The 21,514-nt window shown below is 53.1% G+C and carries 20 protein-coding genes; 9 read left to right on the top strand and 11 right to left on the bottom strand.

Annotated features, from left to right (window positions below; all coding sequences use genetic code 11):
• Positions 1-65: 65 nt before the first annotated feature.
• The gene (phnE, locus tag ACLBVC_RS01475; protein WP_152325506.1) at positions 66-929 is read left to right on the top strand and encodes a phosphonate ABC transporter, permease protein PhnE; all 864 of its coding nucleotides are present in this window, start codon (positions 66-68) and stop codon (positions 927-929) included.
• Positions 929-1,852, top strand: a complete 924-nt coding sequence (gene phnE, locus ACLBVC_RS01470; RefSeq protein WP_410147688.1) for a phosphonate ABC transporter, permease protein PhnE — start codon at positions 929-931, stop codon at positions 1,850-1,852. The genes phnE (ACLBVC_RS01475) and phnE (ACLBVC_RS01470) overlap by 1 nt, the downstream gene beginning before the upstream one ends.
• A 76-nt stretch (positions 1,853-1,928) precedes the next feature.
• Here the strand turns inward: phnE (ACLBVC_RS01470) and ACLBVC_RS01465 are convergent, their stop codons facing one another.
• Positions 1,929-3,050 carry a ribosomal protein uL16 3-hydroxylase gene (locus ACLBVC_RS01465; protein WP_410147687.1) on the bottom strand — a complete coding sequence of 374 codons (1,122 nt, stop codon included), beginning with the start codon at positions 3,048-3,050 and terminating at the stop codon, positions 1,929-1,931.
• Between the two features lie 157 nt (positions 3,051-3,207).
• Positions 3,208-4,587 carry an NAD-dependent succinate-semialdehyde dehydrogenase gene (locus ACLBVC_RS01460; protein ID WP_410147686.1) on the bottom strand — a complete coding sequence of 460 codons (1,380 nt, stop codon included), beginning with the start codon at positions 4,585-4,587 and terminating at the stop codon, positions 3,208-3,210.
• 360 nt (positions 4,588-4,947) lie between these two features.
• Here ACLBVC_RS01460 and ACLBVC_RS01455 point away from each other — a divergent pair, with 360 nt between their 5' ends.
• Entirely contained in the window at positions 4,948-5,277 is a 330-nt protein-coding gene (locus ACLBVC_RS01455) for a DHCW motif cupin fold protein (protein ID WP_410147685.1), read from the top strand.
• Positions 5,278-5,329: 52 nt separating this feature from the next.
• Positions 5,330-6,427, top strand: coding sequence for a D-alanine--D-alanine ligase (ddlA, locus tag ACLBVC_RS01450; protein WP_410147684.1), 1,098 nt, complete (start codon positions 5,330-5,332; stop codon positions 6,425-6,427).
• A gap of 56 nt (positions 6,428-6,483) precedes the next feature.
• Here the strand turns inward: ddlA and ACLBVC_RS01445 are convergent, their stop codons facing one another.
• The 5 genes from ACLBVC_RS01445 to ACLBVC_RS01425 form a co-directional block, all read right to left on the bottom strand.
• Complete coding sequence (locus tag ACLBVC_RS01445) at positions 6,484-7,695, bottom strand: MFS transporter (protein ID WP_410147682.1); 1,212 nt, start codon at positions 7,693-7,695, stop codon at positions 6,484-6,486.
• 233 nt (positions 7,696-7,928) lie between these two features.
• Positions 7,929-8,186 (bottom strand): multiple stress resistance protein BhsA, encoded by a 258-nt coding sequence (gene bhsA / locus ACLBVC_RS01440; RefSeq protein WP_410147680.1) that lies wholly within the window; start codon positions 8,184-8,186, stop codon positions 7,929-7,931.
• A gap of 153 nt (positions 8,187-8,339) precedes the next feature.
• Positions 8,340-8,597, bottom strand: a complete 258-nt coding sequence (bhsA, locus tag ACLBVC_RS01435; RefSeq protein WP_410147679.1) for a multiple stress resistance protein BhsA — start codon at positions 8,595-8,597, stop codon at positions 8,340-8,342.
• Between the two features lie 167 nt (positions 8,598-8,764).
• Positions 8,765-9,022 (bottom strand): multiple stress resistance protein BhsA, encoded by a 258-nt coding sequence (bhsA, locus tag ACLBVC_RS01430; protein WP_410147677.1) that lies wholly within the window; start codon positions 9,020-9,022, stop codon positions 8,765-8,767.
• Positions 9,023-9,439: 417 nt separating this feature from the next.
• Positions 9,440-9,697 (bottom strand): hypothetical protein, encoded by a 258-nt coding sequence (locus ACLBVC_RS01425; protein ID WP_410147675.1) that lies wholly within the window; start codon positions 9,695-9,697, stop codon positions 9,440-9,442.
• Between the two features lie 202 nt (positions 9,698-9,899).
• On the opposite strand from ACLBVC_RS01425, the gene ACLBVC_RS01420 reads away from it, so the two are divergent.
• Positions 9,900-10,559 carry a TetR/AcrR family transcriptional regulator gene (locus ACLBVC_RS01420; RefSeq protein WP_410147673.1) on the top strand — a complete coding sequence of 220 codons (660 nt, stop codon included), beginning with the start codon at positions 9,900-9,902 and terminating at the stop codon, positions 10,557-10,559.
• 3 nt (positions 10,560-10,562) lie between these two features.
• On the top strand, positions 10,563-11,450 hold the full coding sequence (locus ACLBVC_RS01415) for an oxygenase MpaB family protein (RefSeq protein WP_410147671.1): 888 nt from the start codon (positions 10,563-10,565) through the stop codon (positions 11,448-11,450).
• Between the two features lie 2 nt (positions 11,451-11,452).
• On the opposite strand, the gene abgT is transcribed toward ACLBVC_RS01415, so the two are convergent.
• From abgT to ACLBVC_RS01400, 3 genes are all read right to left on the bottom strand, one after another.
• Positions 11,453-12,976, bottom strand: coding sequence for a p-aminobenzoyl-glutamate transporter (gene abgT / locus ACLBVC_RS01410; protein WP_101077294.1), 1,524 nt, complete (start codon positions 12,974-12,976; stop codon positions 11,453-11,455).
• Positions 12,977-13,067: 91 nt separating this feature from the next.
• On the bottom strand, positions 13,068-14,522 hold the full coding sequence (locus ACLBVC_RS01405) for a M20 family metallopeptidase (RefSeq protein WP_410147670.1): 1,455 nt from the start codon (positions 14,520-14,522) through the stop codon (positions 13,068-13,070).
• On the bottom strand, positions 14,522-15,838 hold the full coding sequence (locus tag ACLBVC_RS01400; RefSeq protein ID WP_101077292.1) for a M20 family metallo-hydrolase: 1,317 nt from the start codon (positions 15,836-15,838) through the stop codon (positions 14,522-14,524). Before ACLBVC_RS01400 ends, ACLBVC_RS01405 begins: the two co-directional genes overlap by 1 nt.
• Positions 15,839-16,183: 345 nt before the next feature.
• Here ACLBVC_RS01400 and ACLBVC_RS01395 point away from each other — a divergent pair, with 345 nt between their 5' ends.
• Entirely contained in the window at positions 16,184-17,080 is an 897-nt protein-coding gene (locus ACLBVC_RS01395; RefSeq protein WP_410147669.1) for a LysR family transcriptional regulator, read from the top strand.
• Between the two features lie 173 nt (positions 17,081-17,253).
• Positions 17,254-18,360 carry a suppressor of fused domain protein gene (locus ACLBVC_RS01390; protein ID WP_410147668.1) on the top strand — a complete coding sequence of 369 codons (1,107 nt, stop codon included), beginning with the start codon at positions 17,254-17,256 and terminating at the stop codon, positions 18,358-18,360.
• A gap of 330 nt (positions 18,361-18,690) precedes the next feature.
• On the opposite strand, the gene ACLBVC_RS01385 is transcribed toward ACLBVC_RS01390, so the two are convergent.
• Positions 18,691-20,187: an MFS transporter gene (locus ACLBVC_RS01385; protein WP_410147667.1), complete on the bottom strand. Its 1,497-nt coding sequence runs from the start codon at positions 20,185-20,187 to the stop codon at positions 18,691-18,693.
• Positions 20,188-20,550: 363 nt separating this feature from the next.
• Between ACLBVC_RS01385 and osmF the strand changes: the two genes are divergently transcribed.
• Positions 20,551-21,486, top strand: coding sequence for a glycine betaine ABC transporter substrate-binding protein OsmF (gene osmF, locus ACLBVC_RS01380; RefSeq protein ID WP_410147666.1), 936 nt, complete (start codon positions 20,551-20,553; stop codon positions 21,484-21,486).
• Positions 21,487-21,514: the final 28 nt, after the last annotated feature.

Genomic DNA, 21,514 nt, shown 5'->3' with positions numbered 1-21,514 from the left:
CCCTGACTTCCTCCCCTTTCACAGGGGAGGAATAAAAAATCTCCATGTAAACCGGAAATATTATTTTGAATAAAGACTTCAATCGTTATTACCAGAATATACGCGGTAAGCAAAAGCGTGAGGCGCTGATCTGGTCAGGGCTGATGCTTCTCTTATATTTATGGTCTGGCAATGTTTCCGAACTTAATCTGAAAACTATTATTGTTTCAGCTCCCAGCTTTTTTGATTATATCGGTCAGACGGTTCCGGTTCTGCACTGGTCATTATTATTCGCAGACGGACACACCGAAGGTTCTCTGGCTTACTGGGGATACCGCCTCAATATTCAGTTACCGCTGATTTGGGAAACTATTCAGCTGGCATTATCTTCAACGATTTTGTCCACCGCGCTGGCCGTTGTTCTGGCTTTTCTCGCCGCCAGCAATACGGATTCCCCAAAATGGGTGAAATTCAGTATCCGCACGTTTGTGGCCTTCCTGCGAACTATGCCTGAGCTGGCCTGGGCCGTAATGTGCGTAATGGCATTTGGCGTCGGGGCGATCCCGGGCTTTATCGCGCTGACCTTGCACACCGTCGGCAGCCTGACAAAATTGTTTTACGAGTCTATCGAAACCGCGTCGGACAAACCGGTGCGAGGCCTGAGAGCGTGCGGAGCAGGGCGCTTGCAGCGCATGCGTTTCGCCATGTGGCCTCAGGTTAAACCTATCTTTTTATCCTACAGCTTCATGCGTCTGGAAATTAACTTCCGCCAGTCGACTATCCTCGGCCTGGTGGGCGCGGGCGGGATTGGTCAGGAGCTGATGACGTCCATCAAGCTCGACCGCTATGACCAGGTCAGCATGACGTTACTGCTGATTATTCTGGTGGTTTCCGGGATGGATTATCTGTCGGGTAAATTACGCAAACGCGTGGTGGAGGGCACTTTCTGATGTTAACTGACGCGCTTGATCCTCATGTTATTGCCGGTCTGAAACAGCAGCACGCGCACCTGTTTTCCGCACAACGCCGTTACCTGCGTTATCTGGCAATTTTGGCTGTCGTGATTGTGTTGTATTACCTCTATTTCTTTAGCTATTTCGGTATTCCGTGGAGCGAAGTGGTGCGCGGCACCCGCGAAGTTGGGCGTTATTTCCTGCGCATGTTCGTGTGGCACAACATTTCCGAATGGCCGTTTATGTATTACTTCTCGCAGATTGCGATCACACTGGCGATTGTGTTTGCCGGGACGGTCACTGCCTCATTTCTCGCGTTGCCGCTGTCTTTTCTTGCGGCGCGAAATGTGATGTCCACGCCGGTTCTCCGGCCGGTTTCACTGATTATCCGTCGTATTCTGGACGTGCTTCGCGGTCTGGATATGGCGATCTGGGGGCTGATTTTTGTCCGCGCCGTGGGCATGGGACCGCTGGCCGGCGTGCTGGCGATTGTGATGCAAGATTTAGGCTTACTCGGCAAGCTTTACGCCGAAGGCCACGAGGCCGTGGAACGCTCGCCAAGCCGCGGTCTGCGGGCATTGGGCGCATCTCCGCTACAGACGCATCGTTTTGGTATTTTCACGCAGTCCTTCCCGACGTTTCTGGCACTGTCGCTGTATCAGATTGAGTCCAACACCCGTTCTGCTGCCGTTCTCGGTTTTGTGGGCGCGGGTGGTATTGGTCTGGTTTATGCGGAAAACATGCGGTTATGGAACTGGGATGTGGTGATGTTTATCACGCTGATTCTGGTGGCTATCGTCATGATGATGGACAAGATTTCAGCGATGCTGCGTGCCAAATATATTCTGGGTGAAGAGATTGATTTGTTTGTGCCGGAAGAGCGGAAAATGAAGCCGCCGGTCGAATTGTATAAGCCCTGATTTCAGTCGGTTATAAAATTTAAAAGGCGGCATCCACAGGATGCCGCCTTTTATCATAAACGGGCAACAGAAAATATTACTCGTCGAAATACCAGTAACCCTGATTCACAAGATCGGTGAACATGGCCATAAATGCCGGATCCTGCACGGCATCGCCCAGCTCTTTTTTACCGATCAGCATGAAAAGGCAAAGCGCATCCGCCGCCTGATGTTGATCGGTTTCCAGCGCTTCGCTGTTGACGAAGAAACGGTCGCCGACGTTCAGCACGCGCAGACCGCTCAGCCGGGTCAGGCTGTCGCCCTGCATCAGTGCATCCACGATTTCGTTCGTTTCATATGGCGGTTCGGCAGGCGCGATGTCCAGCTCATGACGCGGCGTGGTGGCAAAACGCCCGAACCATTGTCTGAAAGCTTCCGGCTCATTGATCAGGTCATGCATCATATTGCGCACGCGATCCAGCTCGTATTCTTCCACTTTGCCCACATGATCACGCAGCGTTAAATCCGGGTCACTGTAGTGGTCGCCGCCTAAATCATTTTCCAGCGCGTAATCGGCAAAGCTGCTGATAAAGTCGCGGGTATTCGGGCCGCGAAAACCGACGGAATAGTTGAGGGCGGTTTCATGGGTAAAACCGTCGTGCGGGAAGCCCGGCGGAATGTACAGAATATCGCCCGGCTCGAGATCTTCATCGATGATCGGCGTAAATGGATCGACATGCAGTAACGCCGGATGTGGACAGAACTGACGCATCGGCAAGGCATCGCCCACACGCCAGCGACGGCTGCCCATCCCCTGAATGATAAACACGTCATACTGATCGATATGCGGCCCAACGCCGCCGCCGGGCACGGAATAGGAGATCATCAGATCATCCAGACGCCAGTCCGGCAGCACGCGGAACGGGCGAACCAGTTCAGCTGCAGGCTGATGCCAGTGGTTTACCGCCTGCGCCAGCAGCGACCAGCCGGTTTCACCCAGTCCGTCGAAATGCTCAAAAGGACCGTTACTCGCCTGCCATTCCCCATTTTTATGGCTCACCAGACGGCTGTCCACTTCAGGTTCCATCGCAAGGCCGGCTAATTCATCAGGAGTGATCGGATCGACAAAGTTTGTAAATGCTTTTTTTAATACAACAGGTTGTTTCTGCCAGTATTTTTCTAAAAATTCCGGCCAGTCCAGATTGAGTTCATACGCCATGTGATTTACCAGTGGGAAGACAAACGGGCCTGATTATAAAGAGGCTGGCGGGTGCGCTGCATTGTCATTAATCAAGGGATCACAAAAGACCGGCGGAGGGAGAGAATTTCCCTCTCCGGGCGGAGAGGGAAGTGTTTCGGGGAAGTGCAAACAGGCATTAAGACTTCGCGGCAAGCACCACCAGTTTTTGGTTCACAAACTCTTTGATCCCCAGATCTGACAGCTCACGGCCAAAACCGGAGCGTTTTACTCCGCCGAAAGGCAGTTCTGCGGCGGTGTCTGTCGGTGAATTGACGTACACCATCCCGGTTTCAATCTGGCTCGCCAGCTTACGGGCGCGGTTGAGATTGGTCGTGAATACCGAACCGCCCAGACCATAGTGCGAGTCGTTGGCCAGTTTCACCAGTTCCTCGTCGTTTTTGACGATATAAACCTGCGCGACCGGGCCGAAAAACTCCTCGAAGAAAGCTGGATTATCACGCGTGATGTGCGTGAGGATTGTTGGCTCGAAGAAGTTGCCCGGATTTCCCGTCACTTTCTTGCCGCCAAAATGCAGTTTCGCGCCGTGCTTAACGGCATCGTCCACCTGCTTACTCAGCGTTTTCACCGCGTCTGCTGAAGACAACGGACCCAGCGTGGTGGCTTTATCCAGCGGATCGCCGATTTTCAATGCCTTAAAGTGTTCAGTGAATTTTTTCAGGAATTCATCGGCCACTTTTTCATGAATGATAAAGCGCTTGGCGGCAGTACAAACCTGCCCGGCGTTGGAAACGCGGGCCTGAGCACCGGCTTTGGCGGCGTGATCAATATCGGCATCATCCAGCACCGCGAAAACGTCATTCCCCCCCAGTTCGAGCGTGGATTTTTTCAGTTTCCCGGCTGCGCGCGCCGCCACAATCGCGCCGGCTTTTTCCGAACCAGTCAGCGCGACGCCCTGAACGCGATCGTCATCAATGATCGATGCGACCTGATCCTGCGAAATAAACAGATTGGTATAGGCGCCTTTTGGCGCACCGGCTTCAGAAACCAGTTTCTCAAAAGTTTCAGCACAATGCGGAACGATGCTGGCGTGTTTTACCAGCACGCTGTTACCGGACGCGAGATTCGGCGCAAGCACGCGCATCAGCTGGTAGAACGGGAAGTTCCACGGCTCGACGGCCATGATCACACCAATCGGGTGATGCTCAACCCAAGCTTCGCCAAGGTCAGATTTATACGGCACAGGTTTGAGGAATTCCTCTGCGTGTTCCGCGTAGAATTTCGCAATATCCGCACAGATCTGGACTTCGCCACGGCTCTGACCGATGAGTTTCCCCATCTCCACGCTGACCACTTCTGCCAGTTCATCGACCCGCGAAGCCATCAGCTCGGACAATTTGTGCAGCACTTTGACCCGCTGTTGGATATCTCCCTGTGCCCAGTCGGATTTATACAGGGCATGCGCGGTGGACAACGCTTCTTCAACCTGCTTGTCGTTGTGCGTCGGGTACTCTTTGATGAGCTTGTTATTGAAAGGATTTATCGTCTGATAGGGCATCTGTTGCTCCTTGTTTTGTGGCGCGCCGGATAAGGTCATCAGCGCGTTGGAATTGAGGTGCGTTCGATTTACTGCCTCGGATCTGCTTCTTAACGCTTGTTTCGTCACACTGCCAATAAGCATAGTCGATAAAACGTGAACCCTGTCTCACAGACATCTCATGCAACACATGCGGTTTAGGCTTTTTAGCGGCTTGCACAAAAACCTTGCCATCCGCGGGCTGCCGCCTGTCTCTAGGAACAATCGCCTTTACTCAACTTTGCGGTGAAAGGGCTTTCGAATTGTTTTCAGCAAGCGATTGATAAATTTACCGCTCACTTTTATGCTGGCTTTCCTTCCTTTTCCGACATTGAGAAACTCATGAAGCTTGATGCGATCCCTTTTTGCACGACCGACTGGAACGACGTGACGCCAACCCAACACCCCGGCGATGTCGGGATGGCGCTGTGGCGCACACAGAAATTTGGCGATATCCGCGTGCGGATCGTCGAATATTCCGCAGGATACGAGGCCGATCACTGGTGCAGTAAAGGGCATGTGCTGTTTTGCCTGGAAGGGGAATTGCACACGCGCCTGGAAGATGGCCGCACCTTTACCCTCTCGCCAGGTATGAGTTATCAGGTGGCGGATAATGCGGAAGCGCACCGTTCCTCAACCCCCGTTGGGGCTAAATTGTTTGTCGTTGATTAGTCGTACACAGAAAAATCGCCGCCAGCGTGAGGCTGGCGACAAGGAGCAGCAGGTGAGTAAATTACGGGTAGGCATCATTTTTGGCGGCAAATCGGCTGAGCACGAAGTGTCATTACAATCGGCAAAAAATATTGTGGATGCCATTGATAAAGAACGTTTTGACGTGACGTTGCTGGGCATTGATAAGAAAGGCGAGTGGCATATTAACGATGCCAGCAATTACCTGATTAATGCTGAAAATCCGTCACTGATTGCTCTTAACCGCTCGAATAACCAGGTCGCGCTGATCCCGGGGCAGACTGAAAATCAGCTGATTGAAACGCACAGCGCCAGCGCATTGTCACAGGTGGATGTGATCTTCCCGATTGTTCACGGAACGCTCGGCGAAGATGGTTCATTACAGGGGCTGCTGCGCATGGCAAACATAGCGTTTGCAGGTTCCGGCGTATTGGGGTCAGCCGTCAGCATGGATAAAGATGTAACCAAGCGTCTGTTGCGGGACGCCGGTTTGTCCGTTGCGCCCTTTGTCACCCTGACCTGTGCGAACCGCCAGAAATATACGTTCGCCGAAGTTTCTAAGCAACTCGGTTTACCGCTGTTTATCAAACCCGCCAATCAGGGATCGTCCGTTGGCGTCAGCAAAGTGGGCGATGAAGCGGGTTTCCTGAATGCGCTGGAAAAAGCCTTCAGCTTCGATCACAAAGTGCTGGTAGAGTCCGCGATCAAAGGCCGGGAAATCGAATGCGCGGTACTCGGCAACGATTATCCGCAGGCCAGCGTATGCGGCGAAGTCATCCTGCACGACGAGTTTTATTCCTACGACACCAAGTACATTAATGAAACCGGCGCATCGATTGCCGTTCCCGCCGATTTGCCGCAGGAAACCCATGACCGCATCCGTGCCATCGCTTTGCAGGCATTTCAGGTGCTGGAATGCCGGGGCATGGCGCGCGTTGATGTGTTCCTGACCGAACAGGGTGACGTCGTTATCAATGAAATCAACACGCTGCCGGGTTTTACCAACATCAGCATGTACCCTAAACTGTGGGCGGCCAGCGGTTTAAATTACAGTGATCTGATCACGCGTCTGATCGAACTGGCGCTGGAGCAGCACGAACAAGATAACCAGCTCAAAAGCTCAGCGAACTGATTTGTAAGATGTGCTGTAAATAAAAGCAGGGAGAAATCCCTGCTTTTTGCATTTAATTACACCTGATAACGCCAGAATAAAATGGCGACACCAGCCAGAGTGAAGAGTGAAACGGTATAAAGCGCATGCACTGCCCCGATATTTTGGGTGAGCAAACCCGCGATACCGGTCACGCCAGTCGCAATGATAATTTGCCCCCGCCACGCCATCGCACTGGCGCCCGCAACCTGTTCACCGGGAAAATGCCGCAGTACGCCGTAAGTCCCTAAAGCAAAAACAATGTTCGAGGCCAGATGCGCAGCGAAAATTAATAGGAGCGCACCCGACGTCCATGCTGAAAAGTGGGGTAAAAGAAAATAGCCCGCGAGAAAGAGCATCAGGCAGAACAACAAGCAGCGGTTGCCCGATGAATAATGTTGCAATTTTTCAGCGCTGAGCAACAAAGGGCCGCAAAGTTGCCCGAGACTTCGGGCAAATAAAAGCGGTAATGCGAGCCCGGTGGTTTCATCCGGCCTGATTTGCTGGGCCAGTGCAGGCAGTAACGCCATTGCAGGGGAACCTACCGCAGCGAGAGCCGGCAGCAGCAATACGCTGTGTTTTTGTATGGGAGAAAAATTTCGCCATTTCGCCGGTGATTCAGCTGTCGTCGGCAGGGATTCATTGTGATGAAGTCGATGAAATACTGCTGAAGTTCCCAGTAGTAAGCTGGCTGAACCTGCAAAGCTTATTCCATCCAGAGCCAGAAGTGAGAGGGGTGACACAACATCGAACAGCAAAATGCCTGCTCCCGTGCCGAGCAAAACCTGAGAAGCGAAGATCAGTGTTTCCATCGCCGTCGCAGCAGGCAGTTCTTCTGTGCTCAACCCGCGCTTAAATAGAAGTGTCAGTGCCGGATAGCTCATTCCTGTAAACAGTGCTTCGGCTGACTGCACAGCCAGCAGCGCGGGAATATTGTGCGAAAGCAAACCATAGAGCGGGAAAATCAGCGCCAGCAATCCGAGCATTTCAGAAAGAATCAGTACCCTGACTGGCGGAATTCTTCTGCAAAGGCGTTCGCCCCACATACTGCCCAAAAAGCCCGGAAGCATTGCAAGAAGATAAGCCAGAGTGAGAACTGACGGGGAAGCGTGCCAGCGCAGCAGTTGACCAAAAACCACCACTTGGGTCAGGCCATTTCCCAGTGACGATAAAATGAAGGCACAACCTAAAAGCCGCAGCCAGCGATGGCGACGCAGTGCGTGTATCAGCGCAATCAATAACGAATTCATGGACGATATTCTCATCGAAATAACAGGAATCTCCGTATTGCCGGGAGGCAACGCAGAGAAGGAACAAGCTGTCAGTGATGAGCGTTCGTTACATTGGGAATGCATACTTTTTCGGAGAGAGAAGAAAAATGTAGCACAAAGAGAAGGGGTTGCATGGTCAATTCAAAAAATCATAAATCGCAGACACGAAAAAGGCGGCAAATGCCGCCTCTTCTGCTTACTACTAAGGACTCTTATTTGTACAGTTCAGCTGTACCGTACAGATGGTTGTCACCGGATGCACCGATGATGCGGTATGAGCTTGCACCGGCTTCACTGGCTTTTGCATTCAGTTTGTTCTGCAGGCTGGATAAATTGTTACCTGAAGAGGCGCTTACCACACCGATTGCTTGCTGACCGGCTGGTGCAGACTGAACTTCAGTCGCTGCCAGAGTAGAGAATGAAGCAGTGGCCAGTACGATGGCAGCGAGAGTCATAGTGATATTTTTCATGATAGTTTCCTCGATTTCGTTTATCTGAGCTTTGCCCGGCGTTGTCATCAACGTTCATTTAATGTGCAAGGCTGTCTTCTGTCCGATACAACATCTAGCTTATTAATCGTTAACTAAATGCTGCTTTACCCTTTATCAAATCGTACTTCGTGCTTATTTATACAGCTCAGCAGTACCGTACAGGTGGTTTTCACCTGAAGCACCTATGATGCGGTATGAACTTGCACCGGCTTCGTTCGCTTTAGCGTTCAGCTTGTTTTGCAGGCTGGACAAATCATTGCTTGAAGAAGCACTTACCACACCGATTGCCTGTTGGCCTTCTGGTGCTGACTGAACTTCAGTGGCCGCCAGAGTTGAAAATGAAGCGGTAGCAAGGGCAATTGCAGCTAATGTCATGGTGATGCTTTTCATAATGGTCTTCCTGTTTAATCTGTTTATCAGCAGGTGGTTTAGGTCAGACGTTATTTGTTAACGTTCGATAATTAAATCTTAGACCTGGATCACATTCTGTGCAACTTAATTATTTATTAATCGTTAACTAATTGTGCGGAACAATCTGCTAACCCCTATCTCTGTACTTATTTGTACAGCTCAGCAGTACCGTACATGTGGTTTTCACCAGAGGCACCGATGATGCGGTATGAGGTTGCACCGGCTTCAGTCGCTTTCGCATTCAGTTTTGACTGCAAAGTCGTCAGGTTACCGTTTGAAGAAGCGCTGATAGTCCCGATAGTTTGTTCGCCTGCTGGAGCGGACTGAACTTCAGTGGCTGCCAGAGCAGAGAAAGATGCGGTAGCAAGTGTCAGAGCAGCGATTGTCATTGCGATAGTTTTCATGATTTGTATTCCTGTTCGTTAATTTTTGTCTGGGGTGACGTTTTCGGCAGCCCCGCTATTCGGTCAACGTTATTTATTACTTAACGTTCGATAAGTAAATGGTAAAGGGTGTTGAGAGTTTGTGCAAGATGTTTTTTTAATGAGCGTTAACTTATTGTGCTGTGACGAACATCACACCAAAATGCATTGTTGTTTTGGTTTTGTTAAATTTTTGTTTTTAAAATGATTCGCCTGACAGATAGAGTACGGGCTTATCCAATATTGTGCTGAATGAATCTTTAATGATCGCTAAGTTAATGGTTGGTTCCGGCGGGAGAGGGTGTTAAAACTAGGGGCGGCTTAGAAAAAAGATAAGGCAGCAAATGCCGCCTTATCATTATTCCTGCTCTGACATTCTGTCGTCAGTGGCCGGTTTCCTTAGTAGTAAATGGAAGCCGGTTTATGACCTGAAGTCATCGGTGCAGGTGGCTGAGTTGGAGAAGTGGAAATACGGCCCTGCACGACTTTTTTGTTCGTACAGGTTGCCGGGTTACAGAAGTTACTGTCACCGGTCACATTGACCATCGCCACTTCCTGACTCTGTACTGGCATCATGATAACCTGCTGTGCGGCAACATTGGCAACCGGTACAGCGGTTAATGCCAGAACTGCAAGAAGGATTTTGAAGTTACTCATGATGTTTCGTCCTGGGTATTTTGCTTTTATAAAGCGCTTATAGCTGTGCAGCTTTGCGGGTGTGAGTGATTTTCTTATCGCTCGATAATTAAATGATAAACTCCGCTGGACTTGTGCGCAACTATTTTTAATAATGATCGTTAAGTTATTTCTAAAAACAATTTTTATAACCATTATCACAAGGGTGATGGAAGGAGGGTGTATGAGCACTGAACAGACGGCTTTGGTCCGGAAAAGTCGCGGTCGCCCAAAACAGTTCGACCGTGGAACTGCTCTGAGTAAGGCCCTGAATTTATTCTGGCGCCATGGTTACGAGGCCACTTCATTAGCTGATTTGGTCGAAGCAACCGGTGCAAAAGCGCCAACTTTGTATGCCGAATTCGGTAATAAAGAAGGGCTTTTCCGAGCAGCCGTTGAGCACTACGTTAAAAATTTTTACGAAAAAGGACGCTGTCTGCTGAGCAGACCTGATTTGTCCGTTGAACAGGCGATTGACCAGTATTTACGTGCGATTGCAAACCTGTTTACTGATTGCGATACGCCAAGCGGTTGCTTCATGATCAGCGCATCGTCCGGGATGTCTTCATCCTCTGCGGATATTGCCGAAATGCTGCGTGAGCACCACCTGTCGCAGGAAAGGACATTGTTCGAATATTTCGAGAAACAGAAAGAAAGCGACAATCTGGCCACTGTGACTGACAGTGCCCTGTTGGCGAAATACCTCGCCTGTACCATTCAGGGTTTCTCTGTCCAGGCGCGCGATGGCGCAACGGCGGCTGAGCTTAATCGTCTCATCGACGTAGTCATGAATCTGTGGCCGGAACTGACAAAAAACACCGTGCAAATCACTGCTGCGCATTAACGAATGTCCGATTTTCGTCAGTTATTAAGAAAGAGAATAGAACGCCAGGTGCTGAGTATTTCGGGCCTGGCGTTAGGCGGCATAGACTTCGAGAATCCGACGGGCGATCCGGGGCTGTTTGGCCCTGAAAGCGTAACCTGGCGAATTCACGGAGACTTTTCTTCGATGCTTTGCGGTGGTGTGAGTGCCTTGCTGCTGCAAATGCTTCACCCGCTGGCGCTCGCCGGTGTCTGGGATCACTCCTCATTTCGCGAAGACATGCTGGGCCGCCTGCGCCGCACCAGTCAGTTTATTTCCGGAACGACATTTGCCCCGACCCGTGATGCTACTGCGCTCATCGAAAAAGTAAAATCCATTCATCTTCACGTGACCGGCACCGATGCGTACGGCACGCCTTACGCTGCCAGCGACCCGGATTTACTGGTCTGGGTACACGTCGCGGAAGCGTACAGCTTTCTGCAATCTCATCTGTGTTACCGCAATCCCTCACTCAGTTCAGCCGGACAGGACCGCTATTATCAGGAATTTGCCCGCGTGGCAGAAAGCCTCGGGGCGGTGAATGTGCCTGACAGCGTTGCGGCAGTAGAAGCCTATTTGCAGGCCATGCGGCCGCAATTACGCTGCGATGAAAGAACGCGGGAAGTCGTGCGGTTATTGCGTAATGCGCCAGCGCCAAGTCGTCTGGCTAAACCGGTCGGCAGCCTGATGATTCAGGCCGGTATCGAGCTTTTGCCCGGTTGGGCGGCGGAACAACTGGGGATTTCCCTTTCCCCGGTTAAGCGCAAAACGATTCGTTTTGGCACCCGCCGCATTGCCGCTGTTCTGCGCTGGGCGGTAAGAAACGGCTCATGGCATCGCGCGATGCGCCGCATGGGCCGCTTACCTTCCTGAATTTATAAATGCGGATAAACGCCCGGTCCGATCGGTAAACCCAGCAGATACCAGCCGACCAGCATCAGCAGCCACACCACGAAAAATACAATCGGGTACGGCAGCACCAGCGAGTAATAGGTACCGAGTTTCGCCTCTTTGTTGTACCGCTGGAGGAATCCGAGGAACAGCGGCACAAATGGCGACATCGGTGCCAGCGGGATCACTGAGGAATCGGCAACGCGGAATACGATCTGCGCGAATGCCGGATGGAACCCCAGCAGCATAAACATCGGTACGAAAATCGGTGCCAGAATTGACCAGATCGCCGAGCCGCTGGCGATAAACATACACAGCAACGCCGACAGGAAAATCAGCCCGAGGAACGCCGGAATACCGGTCATGCCAAGATTTTCCAGCACATCTGTCAGCCCGATCGCCATAAATTTCCCCATATTGCTCCAGTTGAAAAACGCCACAAACTGGGAGAGCGGGAACACCATCACGATAAAACCGGCCATAGACTTCATCGGATCAACCAGTAAATCCGGCACATCGCTGGCGCTGCGGATTTGCTTCGTCACCATGCCGTAAGGCACCGAAATCACGAAGAAGAACAAAATGATCAGCGGCACGATACCCTGAATAAACGGAGAAGGGATGATGCCACCGGTTTTGGGATTACGCAGCGGCGCGGCTTCCGGAACCACCAGCAGCGCGACCAGCCCGATGAACACCAGCGCCGCAATCCCGCTTGCCATCAGGCCGCGGTTCTGTTCCGGCGTCAGCTTCTTCATCTCTTCGTTACGTTCGCCGCGATAAACCGGCAGACGCGGTTCGACAAATTTGTCGGTCAGAATGGCCCCGACAATCGTCAGTAAAATCACTGACGCGGCCATGAAATACCAGTTATCGATAACGCTGACCTGAACCGCCGGATTAATCGCTTTTGCCGCCTCGGTACTCAGCCCGGAAAGCAGCACATCCGTGGTCACAATCAGCAGATTCGCGGTAAAGCCGCAGCCCACACCGGCAATCGCCGCCAGCAAACCGGCCACCGGATGACGCCCGACCGCCAGGAAAATCAGTGCGCCCAGCGGCGGCATCACCACCAGCGCGGCGTCGGACGAAATATGGCTAAAGAAGGCAATAAAAATCACCATATAGCTGGCGTAACGGGCGTTCACTTTCGACGCCATTTTATACATCAGACTTTGCAGCAGCCCGACGCGCTCTGCCAGGCCTGCGCCGATCACCAGCGCCAGAATCGAGCCGAGCGGGGTGAATCCGCTGAAATTCTTAATCACATTCGGCAAAATCCACTGGATGCCTTCCACGCTCAGCAGATTTTTAACGTGAATAACTTCGCCGTTACTCGGATTTACCGCCGTAATATTCAGCCACGAAATCACTGCGCTGGCGACCATCAGAATGGCAATCAAATAAACAAATAACAAAAACGGATTGGGAATTTTATTACCTACACGTTCTACCCACTGGAGAAAACCTCCCGGGCTCTGGCCGGAGTCTTGTGCTTCAATACTCATCTCTTAACCCTCTGTCGTGTTTGATTTTTTATATTTATGCCGCCCGTCTCTGCCGGAACGGGGCATGAGCGGGCGGTTTACTCGTCGTGATTTATTTCAGTGGCGAAGGTTTTACGCCCGCCGGAATTGGGCAGTGATACGGACGACGTTCGCGCAGGGCATCGCGCTCTTTCTGGCACGCGGCGAGCAAATCAGGTTGCGTAAACAGTTCGATGGCCGTGGAGGACATCACTTTTGCCGCAAGACACATGCCTTTGTGCGCGATTGATGTGCGCCCCTGCGACACGACTTGCCAGGTGTGCAGCGGCGAACCGACCGCAAAGCACGGGCTGAAGCACTGCGCGGTCGGCACCAGCCAGCTGACATCGCCGACGTCGGTTGAGCCGTACAGAATATTGTTATTCGGTGCATAAGGCGCGACAGCGCTGGTCAGGGGGGACGTGCGCAGCGTTTCGGCGAACACTATTCCTTCTGCGCCGCTGGTGCGGGATATATTCAGCAGATTATTGTCGATATCCTGCTCCGTCAGCGTGGCGTGAATTGACGCCGCAAACGCCTGCTCTTCGGCCGTGTATTGCGGTGCGCCGAACGCCTTAACATACTGATACATAGCGTTTTCCAGCGTGCGGTTCGGCACGTAATTGGAACAGGCTTTGTCAAAACGCATCGACATCGTAGTGCCGGTCATCAGCGCCGCGCCTTTGGCGATATCCACCACGCGGTCGAAAATCCCCTGCGCCTGATCCCTCTGCGGTGCGCGCACCAGATACAGCACTTCCGCATCGGCCTGCACCACGTTTGGCGAAATTCCGCCCGCGTTGGTGATGGCGTAATGCATCCGCGCTTCCTGAATAATGTGCTCGCGCAGGAAGTTGGAACCGGTGTTCATCAGCGTTACGGCGTCCAGCGCGCTGCGGCCCAGATGTGGCGCAGCGGCGGCGTGTGAGGACACGCCTTTAAAGCTGAACGACGCCTGAATATTGGCCAGCGTCTGGTTGCTGAACATGCCGCTGTAGGTTTCCGGATGCCACGTCAGCGCGGCATCGACATCATCAAACAACCCTTCGCGGGCCATAAACGTTTTACCGGAACCGCCTTCTTCGCCCGGACAGCCGTAAAACCGTACCGTGCCCTGAATGTTTTCGCGTTCCATCCACGCTTTTACCGCCAGTGCGCCACCGAGCGCCGCCGTCCCGAGCAGATTATGCCCGCAGCCGTGACCGTTACCGTTTTCGATCAGCGGTTGCGCAGTGTCGCATCCGGCTTTCTGGCTCAGTCCGGCCAGTGCGTCGAATTCGCCAAGCAGGGCGATCACCGGTTTGCCGCTGCCGAAGCCGGCAATAAACGCCGTTTCCATGCCACCAACGCCGCGCTCCACTGCGAATCCGCTGGCTTCCAGCTTGCCTGCCAGCAATGCTGAAGAGAACGATTCGGCGAAACGGGTTTCCGGATGATCCCAGATGGCGTCGCTGATTTCCGCCAGCGCCGGTTGCTGGTTATCGATAAAATCACTGATGAAATTGACAATCTTTTGCTGCGCAGCCATCAGTTTTCCCCTTTGAATTCAGCGATATTCAGCGCTAGTGCGGCCAGCGTTTTGATGCCCTGCATCATCACTTTTTCATCGAAATCAAACAGCTCGTTGTGATGCCCCGCGCTCAGGTCAGTGCCGAAAATCACGTAAGAGGCTTCGCCGCCGCGTGCTTTCACTCGTTCCATCATGTACGTGGCGTCTTCGGAGCCCGCCGCGCCTTCCTGACGGTCAATAATCTCTTCAAATTCACCGAGTTTTTCCGCCTGCTGATGGATGTAATTCACCCACGCAGCCGTCGGTTTGCTGCTTTGCGCCGCGCCCATCAATTTGATGTCGAATTTCACCTGATGCATTTCGGCTGCGCCGGAAATCACTTTCAGCGCCTGCTGATAAATGAATTCATTGACCTCGTTGGTGGAACCGCGTGTTTCGACTTTCATCATGGCGGAAGAGGCGACTACGTTGCGGCCGGTGCCTGCCTGCAATACCCCGACGTTGACCCGTGAACTGCCGCCGCTGTGGCGGGGAATGGCGTGTAAACCGAGCGTGGCCTGCGCCGCTGCCAGCAGGGCGTTGCGGCCTTCTTCCGGTTTGCCACCGGCATGCGATGCTACGCCGGTGAAGCGCACGTCGAGCTTGGTGGTTGCCATGAACGTGTCGTTGCCGCAAACAATATGATTAGCCGGAACGCCGGTGCCGATATGGACGGCGGTGAAGTAATCGACGTCATCGACCACGCCCGCCGCGACCATGGATTTCGCGCCGCGCGTGCCTTCTTCCGCGGGCTGGAAAATCAGTTTTATCGTACCGCAAAGCTTATCGCGCGCCTGCATCAGCACTTCCGCCAGGCCTAAACCGATTGTGGTGTGCCCGTCGTGGCCGCAAGCGTGCATCATGCCGTTATTGGCAGAAGCAAATCCTTCGCGGAACGGGCGGTGCGCCTCGTCGAGCACTTCATTTAAATCCAGCGCATCCATGTCCACGCGAAACCCCATCACCGGGCCGGGACGTCCGGTTTCCAGCGTGGCAACAATGCCGGTAAAACCGCCGGAAAAATGCGGCATCCAGCGGGCAATTGCGCCCTGTTCCAGCGCGCGTTGCTCGTGTTCGGCCAGCACGGCGGCAGAAGGCAAACCCATGCGTGAATCTGCATCAATGACGTCTTTGCCCAGTTTCAGCGCGTACCCGAGTTTCTCCAGCCGGTCGGCGACCAGCGTGGACGTACGAAATTCCAGCCAGCCGGATTCGGCGTATTTATGCAGGTCACGACGTTGTGTTTGTAGGGCTGGGAACAACTGTTCAACGTGTTCAGAAATCTCATTAACCATCACGGACTCTCTTTTTTACAGACATGCAGGCTTTCTGCCAGAAGCAGAAAGGAGGAATTATTGTTTGGGGGGAGTGCGCGCCGGAGCACGAAAACTGGCACAACAAACCCAGACCAGAAGGCGCGATGCGCAAACCAGTAACCCGTAATTTGTTGCCGTTTGGAGGAATAATCCGCAGAGAAAGGCCCGGCGGAAGGGACTGCATCGCGGCATTTTTTGCCGTCGTATCGGTCAGCGTTTATGACGAACGTCTGCCTTATGTGTTTTTCAATGTACACAAAGCGATCAGGGCATATAAGATGCCAAAATCTTCTTAGTGATAATCAGGGGTTATCAAAGAATCTCATGCCATCACAAATAAAAATGCATCAGCTGCGGGCGTTTGTGTCCGTGGCGCGGCAGGGCAGCATTCGTGCCGCCAGCCGTCTGCTCAATCTTTCCCAGCCTGCGCTGACCAAATCGATTAAAGAGCTGGAAGAAGGACTGGGTGCGAGATTATTCGTCCGCCGCCGTCAGGGTGTGACGCTAACCGATTGTGGTGACGCGTTTTTTAAACGCGCGAGCCTGATTCTGGAAGAGCTGCGCGTGGCGCAGGAAGACATCGCTCAGCGCCTCGGCTGCACCAGCGGCAGGGTGAATATCGGCGTCGGTGCCAGCATTGCACGCACCATCATGCCGGAAGTGATCGACCGTTTTCACCGGGAATTCCCCAATGTGAAAGTGCGTATCGCCGAAGGCCAGCTGGTGTCGATGATCCCCGAACTGCGTCAGGGCGAACTGGATTTCACCGTAAATACCTATTATCAGGGGCCCTTTGATAACGAACTGTTATATGAAAAGCTGATGGATAAAGAGTACCGCGTGGTCGCCAGATGCGGGCACCCGATGCAAAACGCGCGTTCGATGAAAGAATTGCTTCACTGCGACTGGACCATGCCGACGCCGCGCGGAAGTTATTACAAACTGCTCAGTGAAGCGTTCAGTGAGATGGATGCCGAGCCCAATATCAGCGTGATTTGCGAGACATTTATGTCCTGCACCAGCCTGATTGCCAAAACCGATTTCCTCAGCGTGTTATCCGTGGACGTGATTAATGACCCGGTGATCGGCCAGAGCCTGGTGGCGCTCGATCTGGATCTGCCGCTGCCGACCGCGACGTTCTATCTTATTCAGCGTCGTGATACCACGCTGACACCGATGGCGGCTCATCTGGCGCAACTGTTCCGGCTTTATTGCAGGTAATCAATTCTGCCCGTAAAAAATATCGCCGGTAACAAACCGCATTCGCGTAAAAAGCGCATGTTTTGATGATTTATCGGGGATTTTTGGGAATATTGCCCGTTATCGGGCTGGCTTATCCGTTCTACACTGACCATCACAGGGAATAATAAGCTTCCTAATATTGCCGAGGTCATATGCGCCAGTCCGACATTGTTGCTGAAGTCAGTAACGACAAACAAACCCTGACCGCGCTGGTCGAACAGGACAACCGCGTGGTGTATTTCTATATTTTCGCCCGCGAAGATTTGCGTGACCGCTTTCCGAAAATGCGTGCCTGCTGGGTGCGTAACCTGGTGCCTGCACCTTTGCACGATGATACCGCCGCCACCGAACAGGGCATCGCGCCACTGCTCGCCGCGCCTTACTGCCGCAATCTGGAAGGCGAAGCGCCGCTGGATCCGTCGCAGATTCAGATTCTGTGGAACGAAAGCGATGACGGCGCGGCGTTGTGGTATCAGGGGTTGCTGCTGGCGGTGATCCCTGGCTGGAGTTTGTATATCGATCACTCGGTGTGTTATTCCGCCGGGTGCATCGCGCAGAACCCGCTGACTTTCCCGCTTGGTTCCGCCTCGACGAATACGCAGTGCGAGCTGGCAGAAAAGACCCGTTTATTCTGGCGTGACTGGCAAAATGAATTCAGCAATCCGTGGCCGAAAATCCAGCGCAAACTGCTCGAATCCTACGAAGAACGCTTTGGCCCTTCGCTGAAGTATTATCTGATTAACCAGGGCAGCTGGCCTCCGATGGCGATTTCCCAGCACGAAGACGATGAGAATTATTACTTCTTCACCGTCGGTATGAGCATCCGCCCGATGCCGCAAATCGACATCATTTTCAACGATGAAGCCGAAAAGCACCGCCGCATTGAACTGGCATTTTCCGTCGGGAAAGAATACGTCACCGAAGAAAACGCCGTGCAGATGGCGAGCGCGCTGTCCGGTTATGCGCAAATCCCGTGGACCACGCTCAGCTGGCTCGGCGAAGGCCACACACTGATGTCCCCGATGGCTCCGTTGGGATTCGAAGGCCACGTCATTTCCTCCGCCCTGTGCGGCCCGGCCGATAAAATGGACATGCCAAAGATCTACGGCGATCCGGTGAATCAGTTCTGGGTCAGCCCGATATTTACCAGTGAACTGGAATACGCAAAAGGGAAACCGAATGGCGGATTTGAGCTGGTCGGGGCGATGATCGAGAATGGAATCGGGTTTGTGTTTGCGCCGAGAAGTGCGGTGATCTGAAGTCGGAGCTGGCACCCAAACTGGCTTTAAGGGATCGAGAATATTTCGGTTTTTTAATAACGGTTATCACGCGAGCTTTCGCGCCGAAACCGGCCAATGGCTATTTAATTCGAAAGATTGGTGCTGGCTGGTTTTGATTTGCACCTTCCCCTTGGCAAGGGGAAGGACGGGATGGGGTTCGAAATGGCAACTTTAAAGCTGAGTTGTTTGCAAAACCCCCTCCCAACCTCCCCCTTCGCAGGGGGAGGAGCAAACCAAATGATTGTAATATTTGAAGAATGTTATCTGGCGCGCTCAGAAAATTTCACCTTTCTGAAAGATGTTAAGCCGTCAGTGCCGCGGCACCGGCACATCAAAATCCTCAGCATCTACGTCATACCCCGATGGCTCCCAGCGTATTGCTGTCAGCACGATAAGCCCTGCCAGCGGCGCTAGCGCGATCACCCAAAACACGCCTGTGCCTAATGCGGCGGATAGCACTGGGAACAGGAACAGGGAAACCGTTGAACTGGAACGCATCAGCGTCTGGTTGAAACCGACACCCATGCCGCGCAGCGACGTCGGGTAGCTTAGCGAGGCAAATGTCATGGTGTGCGAACCCGGGCCGAAGCCCTGACCGAACAAGAACAACGCCAGCATCGCGATGGAAATTGCCGCTTCACCACCGTCGGCCGGACGGCCAACCAGCGCCAGACCGATCATCGCGACGAGCTGGCAGGCGTAACCGGCGTAAGTCATTTTCCATGCGCCAAATTTAGACACATAGCGCACGGCAATCAGGCCGCCGACAAACGCGAAGCAAAGGTTCAGGCCGAGCGAGAACAAAATAGTGCTGATCATCGATTGTTGCAGGAAGCTCGACAGAATCACCGGCAGACCGAACGCCACGGCGTTGTAGGCAAATGACGATGCGACGGCAGTCACCGTCGCCAGCACGGTACGGCGCAGGTAAACGCCCTGTAACAGCGTGCCGTAGTTGCGCCAGGCGGCTTTACGCACCTTCACCTGCGGCGTTTTGTCTGCGTCATCTGCAACCACCGCATTAATGTTGTAGGATTTACGCAGGATAGCTGCTGCACTTTGCAGGTCGCCCTGATTTGCCGCCCAGACCGGTGATTCATTCATATAACGGTGACGGATAGCGATAATCAGAATGGCCGGAACCGCGCCAAAACCGAGAATTAAACGCCACAGCCAGTCGGTGTGCGTTGCGGGCAATACCGCGTAAAGCAGCAGAACCAGCAAATAGGAAACGCTGATGGCGGCGTACCACGTCGGGCACCACATCGCCACGCGCGAGGCTTTATTGCCGCGCCCCTGAAGCTTGGAGAATTCCGCCAGAAACGCCATCGCGACCGGTAAATCGATCCCGACGCCGAGGCCCATCACAAAGCGCGAGCCGCCGAGCACCCATTCGTTCGGCGCAAAAGCACAGGCCAGTGCGGCAATCACGAAGAAGAACATGTCGGCCATAAAGACGCGGTAACGGCCAATCTTGTCGGTCAGATAGCCGCCAAAAAGCGCGCCGACAATCGCCCCGAAGGTGATCGCGGAAGCCACAAAGCCCGCTCCGGAAGGCGTCAGACTGAACTGGCGGGTGATATCTTTCATCCCGAAAGCCAGCGCGCCGAGGTCGTAAGCGTCGAGGAAAACGCCGCCGAGTGCGATAGCAATCACGATGCGCGCGTCGCTTATTTTCGCGGCGCCACGGTTCACTAACTGAGTAATATCGGCAGCGGAACGAATCACCACCGGCTTGTCAGACGCAGAATCTGCGTTGTAATCCCCTGAAGAGGCGGCGGGAGAGGCCGCAATTGAATCAGACATTGTTGTGTTTACGCTTTTTGACAAAAAAACCAGCATAGAGGCGAGGTGATGCCGGTCACAAGTCCTGATTCAGCGATAGGTAAAACAAATGGCTATAAGTTAAAGCTAAGTGATCTAAGACCCAATCCTCATCATTAAACCGACGTTTTGGCGCGCCCGCTTAGCGCCTTGATTCAATGCTAATTTATTGAAAATACTTTGCAGTTTTTGGCAATACGGCAATCCGGGGTTTTGCATTACCCTTCTTCAGCCTGCGCAAAATTGGACTATCCTTGTTAGCACGCTGTTTTCACTGATGAAAGCCAATTTGAAAGTCTGTCGCCCGGCGACACAATCTTAAAAAAATCAATAAGAGGACATACCATGACTGCAATAAAAGGGCGGGTGCGGGGACTGACCGCAGCAATGCTGGCGCTGTCGGCCATCAGTTTCACCGCGCACGCGGCAGACGATACGGTGCGCGTTGGCTCGAAAATCGATACCGAAGGGTCTTTGCTGGGTAACATCATTATTCAGGTGCTGGAAGCCAACGGCGTTCACACCACCAATAAATTGCAGCTGGGTACGACCAAAGTGGTGCGCGGTGCGATCACCGCCGGGGAAATCGATATTTACCCGGAATACACCGGGAATGGCGCGTTCTTCTTCTCTGATGAAAAAGATCCGGCGTGGAAAAATGCGCAGGCCGGTTTCGATAAAGTGAAAAAACTCGATTACGACCAGAACAAGATTGTCTGGCTTGATCCGTCTCCGGCGAATAACACCTGGACTATCGCGGTGCGTCAGGATGTGGCGAGTGCGCATGATCTGAAATCGCTGGCCGATTTAGGCAAATTCATCAGCAGCGGCGGGGATTTCAAACTGGCGGCGTCGGCAGAATTTATCGAGCGTCCGGATGCATTACCGGCGTTTGAAAATGCCTACGGCTTCAAGCTGAATCAGCAACAACTGTTGTCGCTGGCGGGCGGTGATACGGCGGTAACCATAAAAGCGGCGGCGGAAAAAACGTCCGGTGTGAACGCGGCGATGGCGTATGGCACCGACGGCCCGGTGGCCGCGCTCGGCCTGCAAACGCTGGAAGATCCGAAAGGCGTGCAGCCCATTTATGCGCCAGCGCCGATCATCCGCGAAGCCGCACTGAAAGCGCATCCGAACATTCCTGATCTGCTGAAACCGGTCTTTGCTTCCCTCGATACCAAAACGCTGCAAACGCTGAATGCGAAAATTGCGGTTGATGGTCAGGATGCGAAGAAGGTCGCGGCGAAGTATTTGCAGGACAAAGGTTTCGTTAAAAAATAATCGGGCAGTGACGCCCTGAACGCGGCCT

Source organism: Rahnella selenatireducens (genome assembly GCF_046449555.1).
Taxonomy (GTDB): domain Bacteria; phylum Pseudomonadota; class Gammaproteobacteria; order Enterobacterales; family Enterobacteriaceae; genus Rahnella; species Rahnella selenatireducens.
This window is presented reverse-complemented; position numbering and strand designations above follow the sequence as displayed.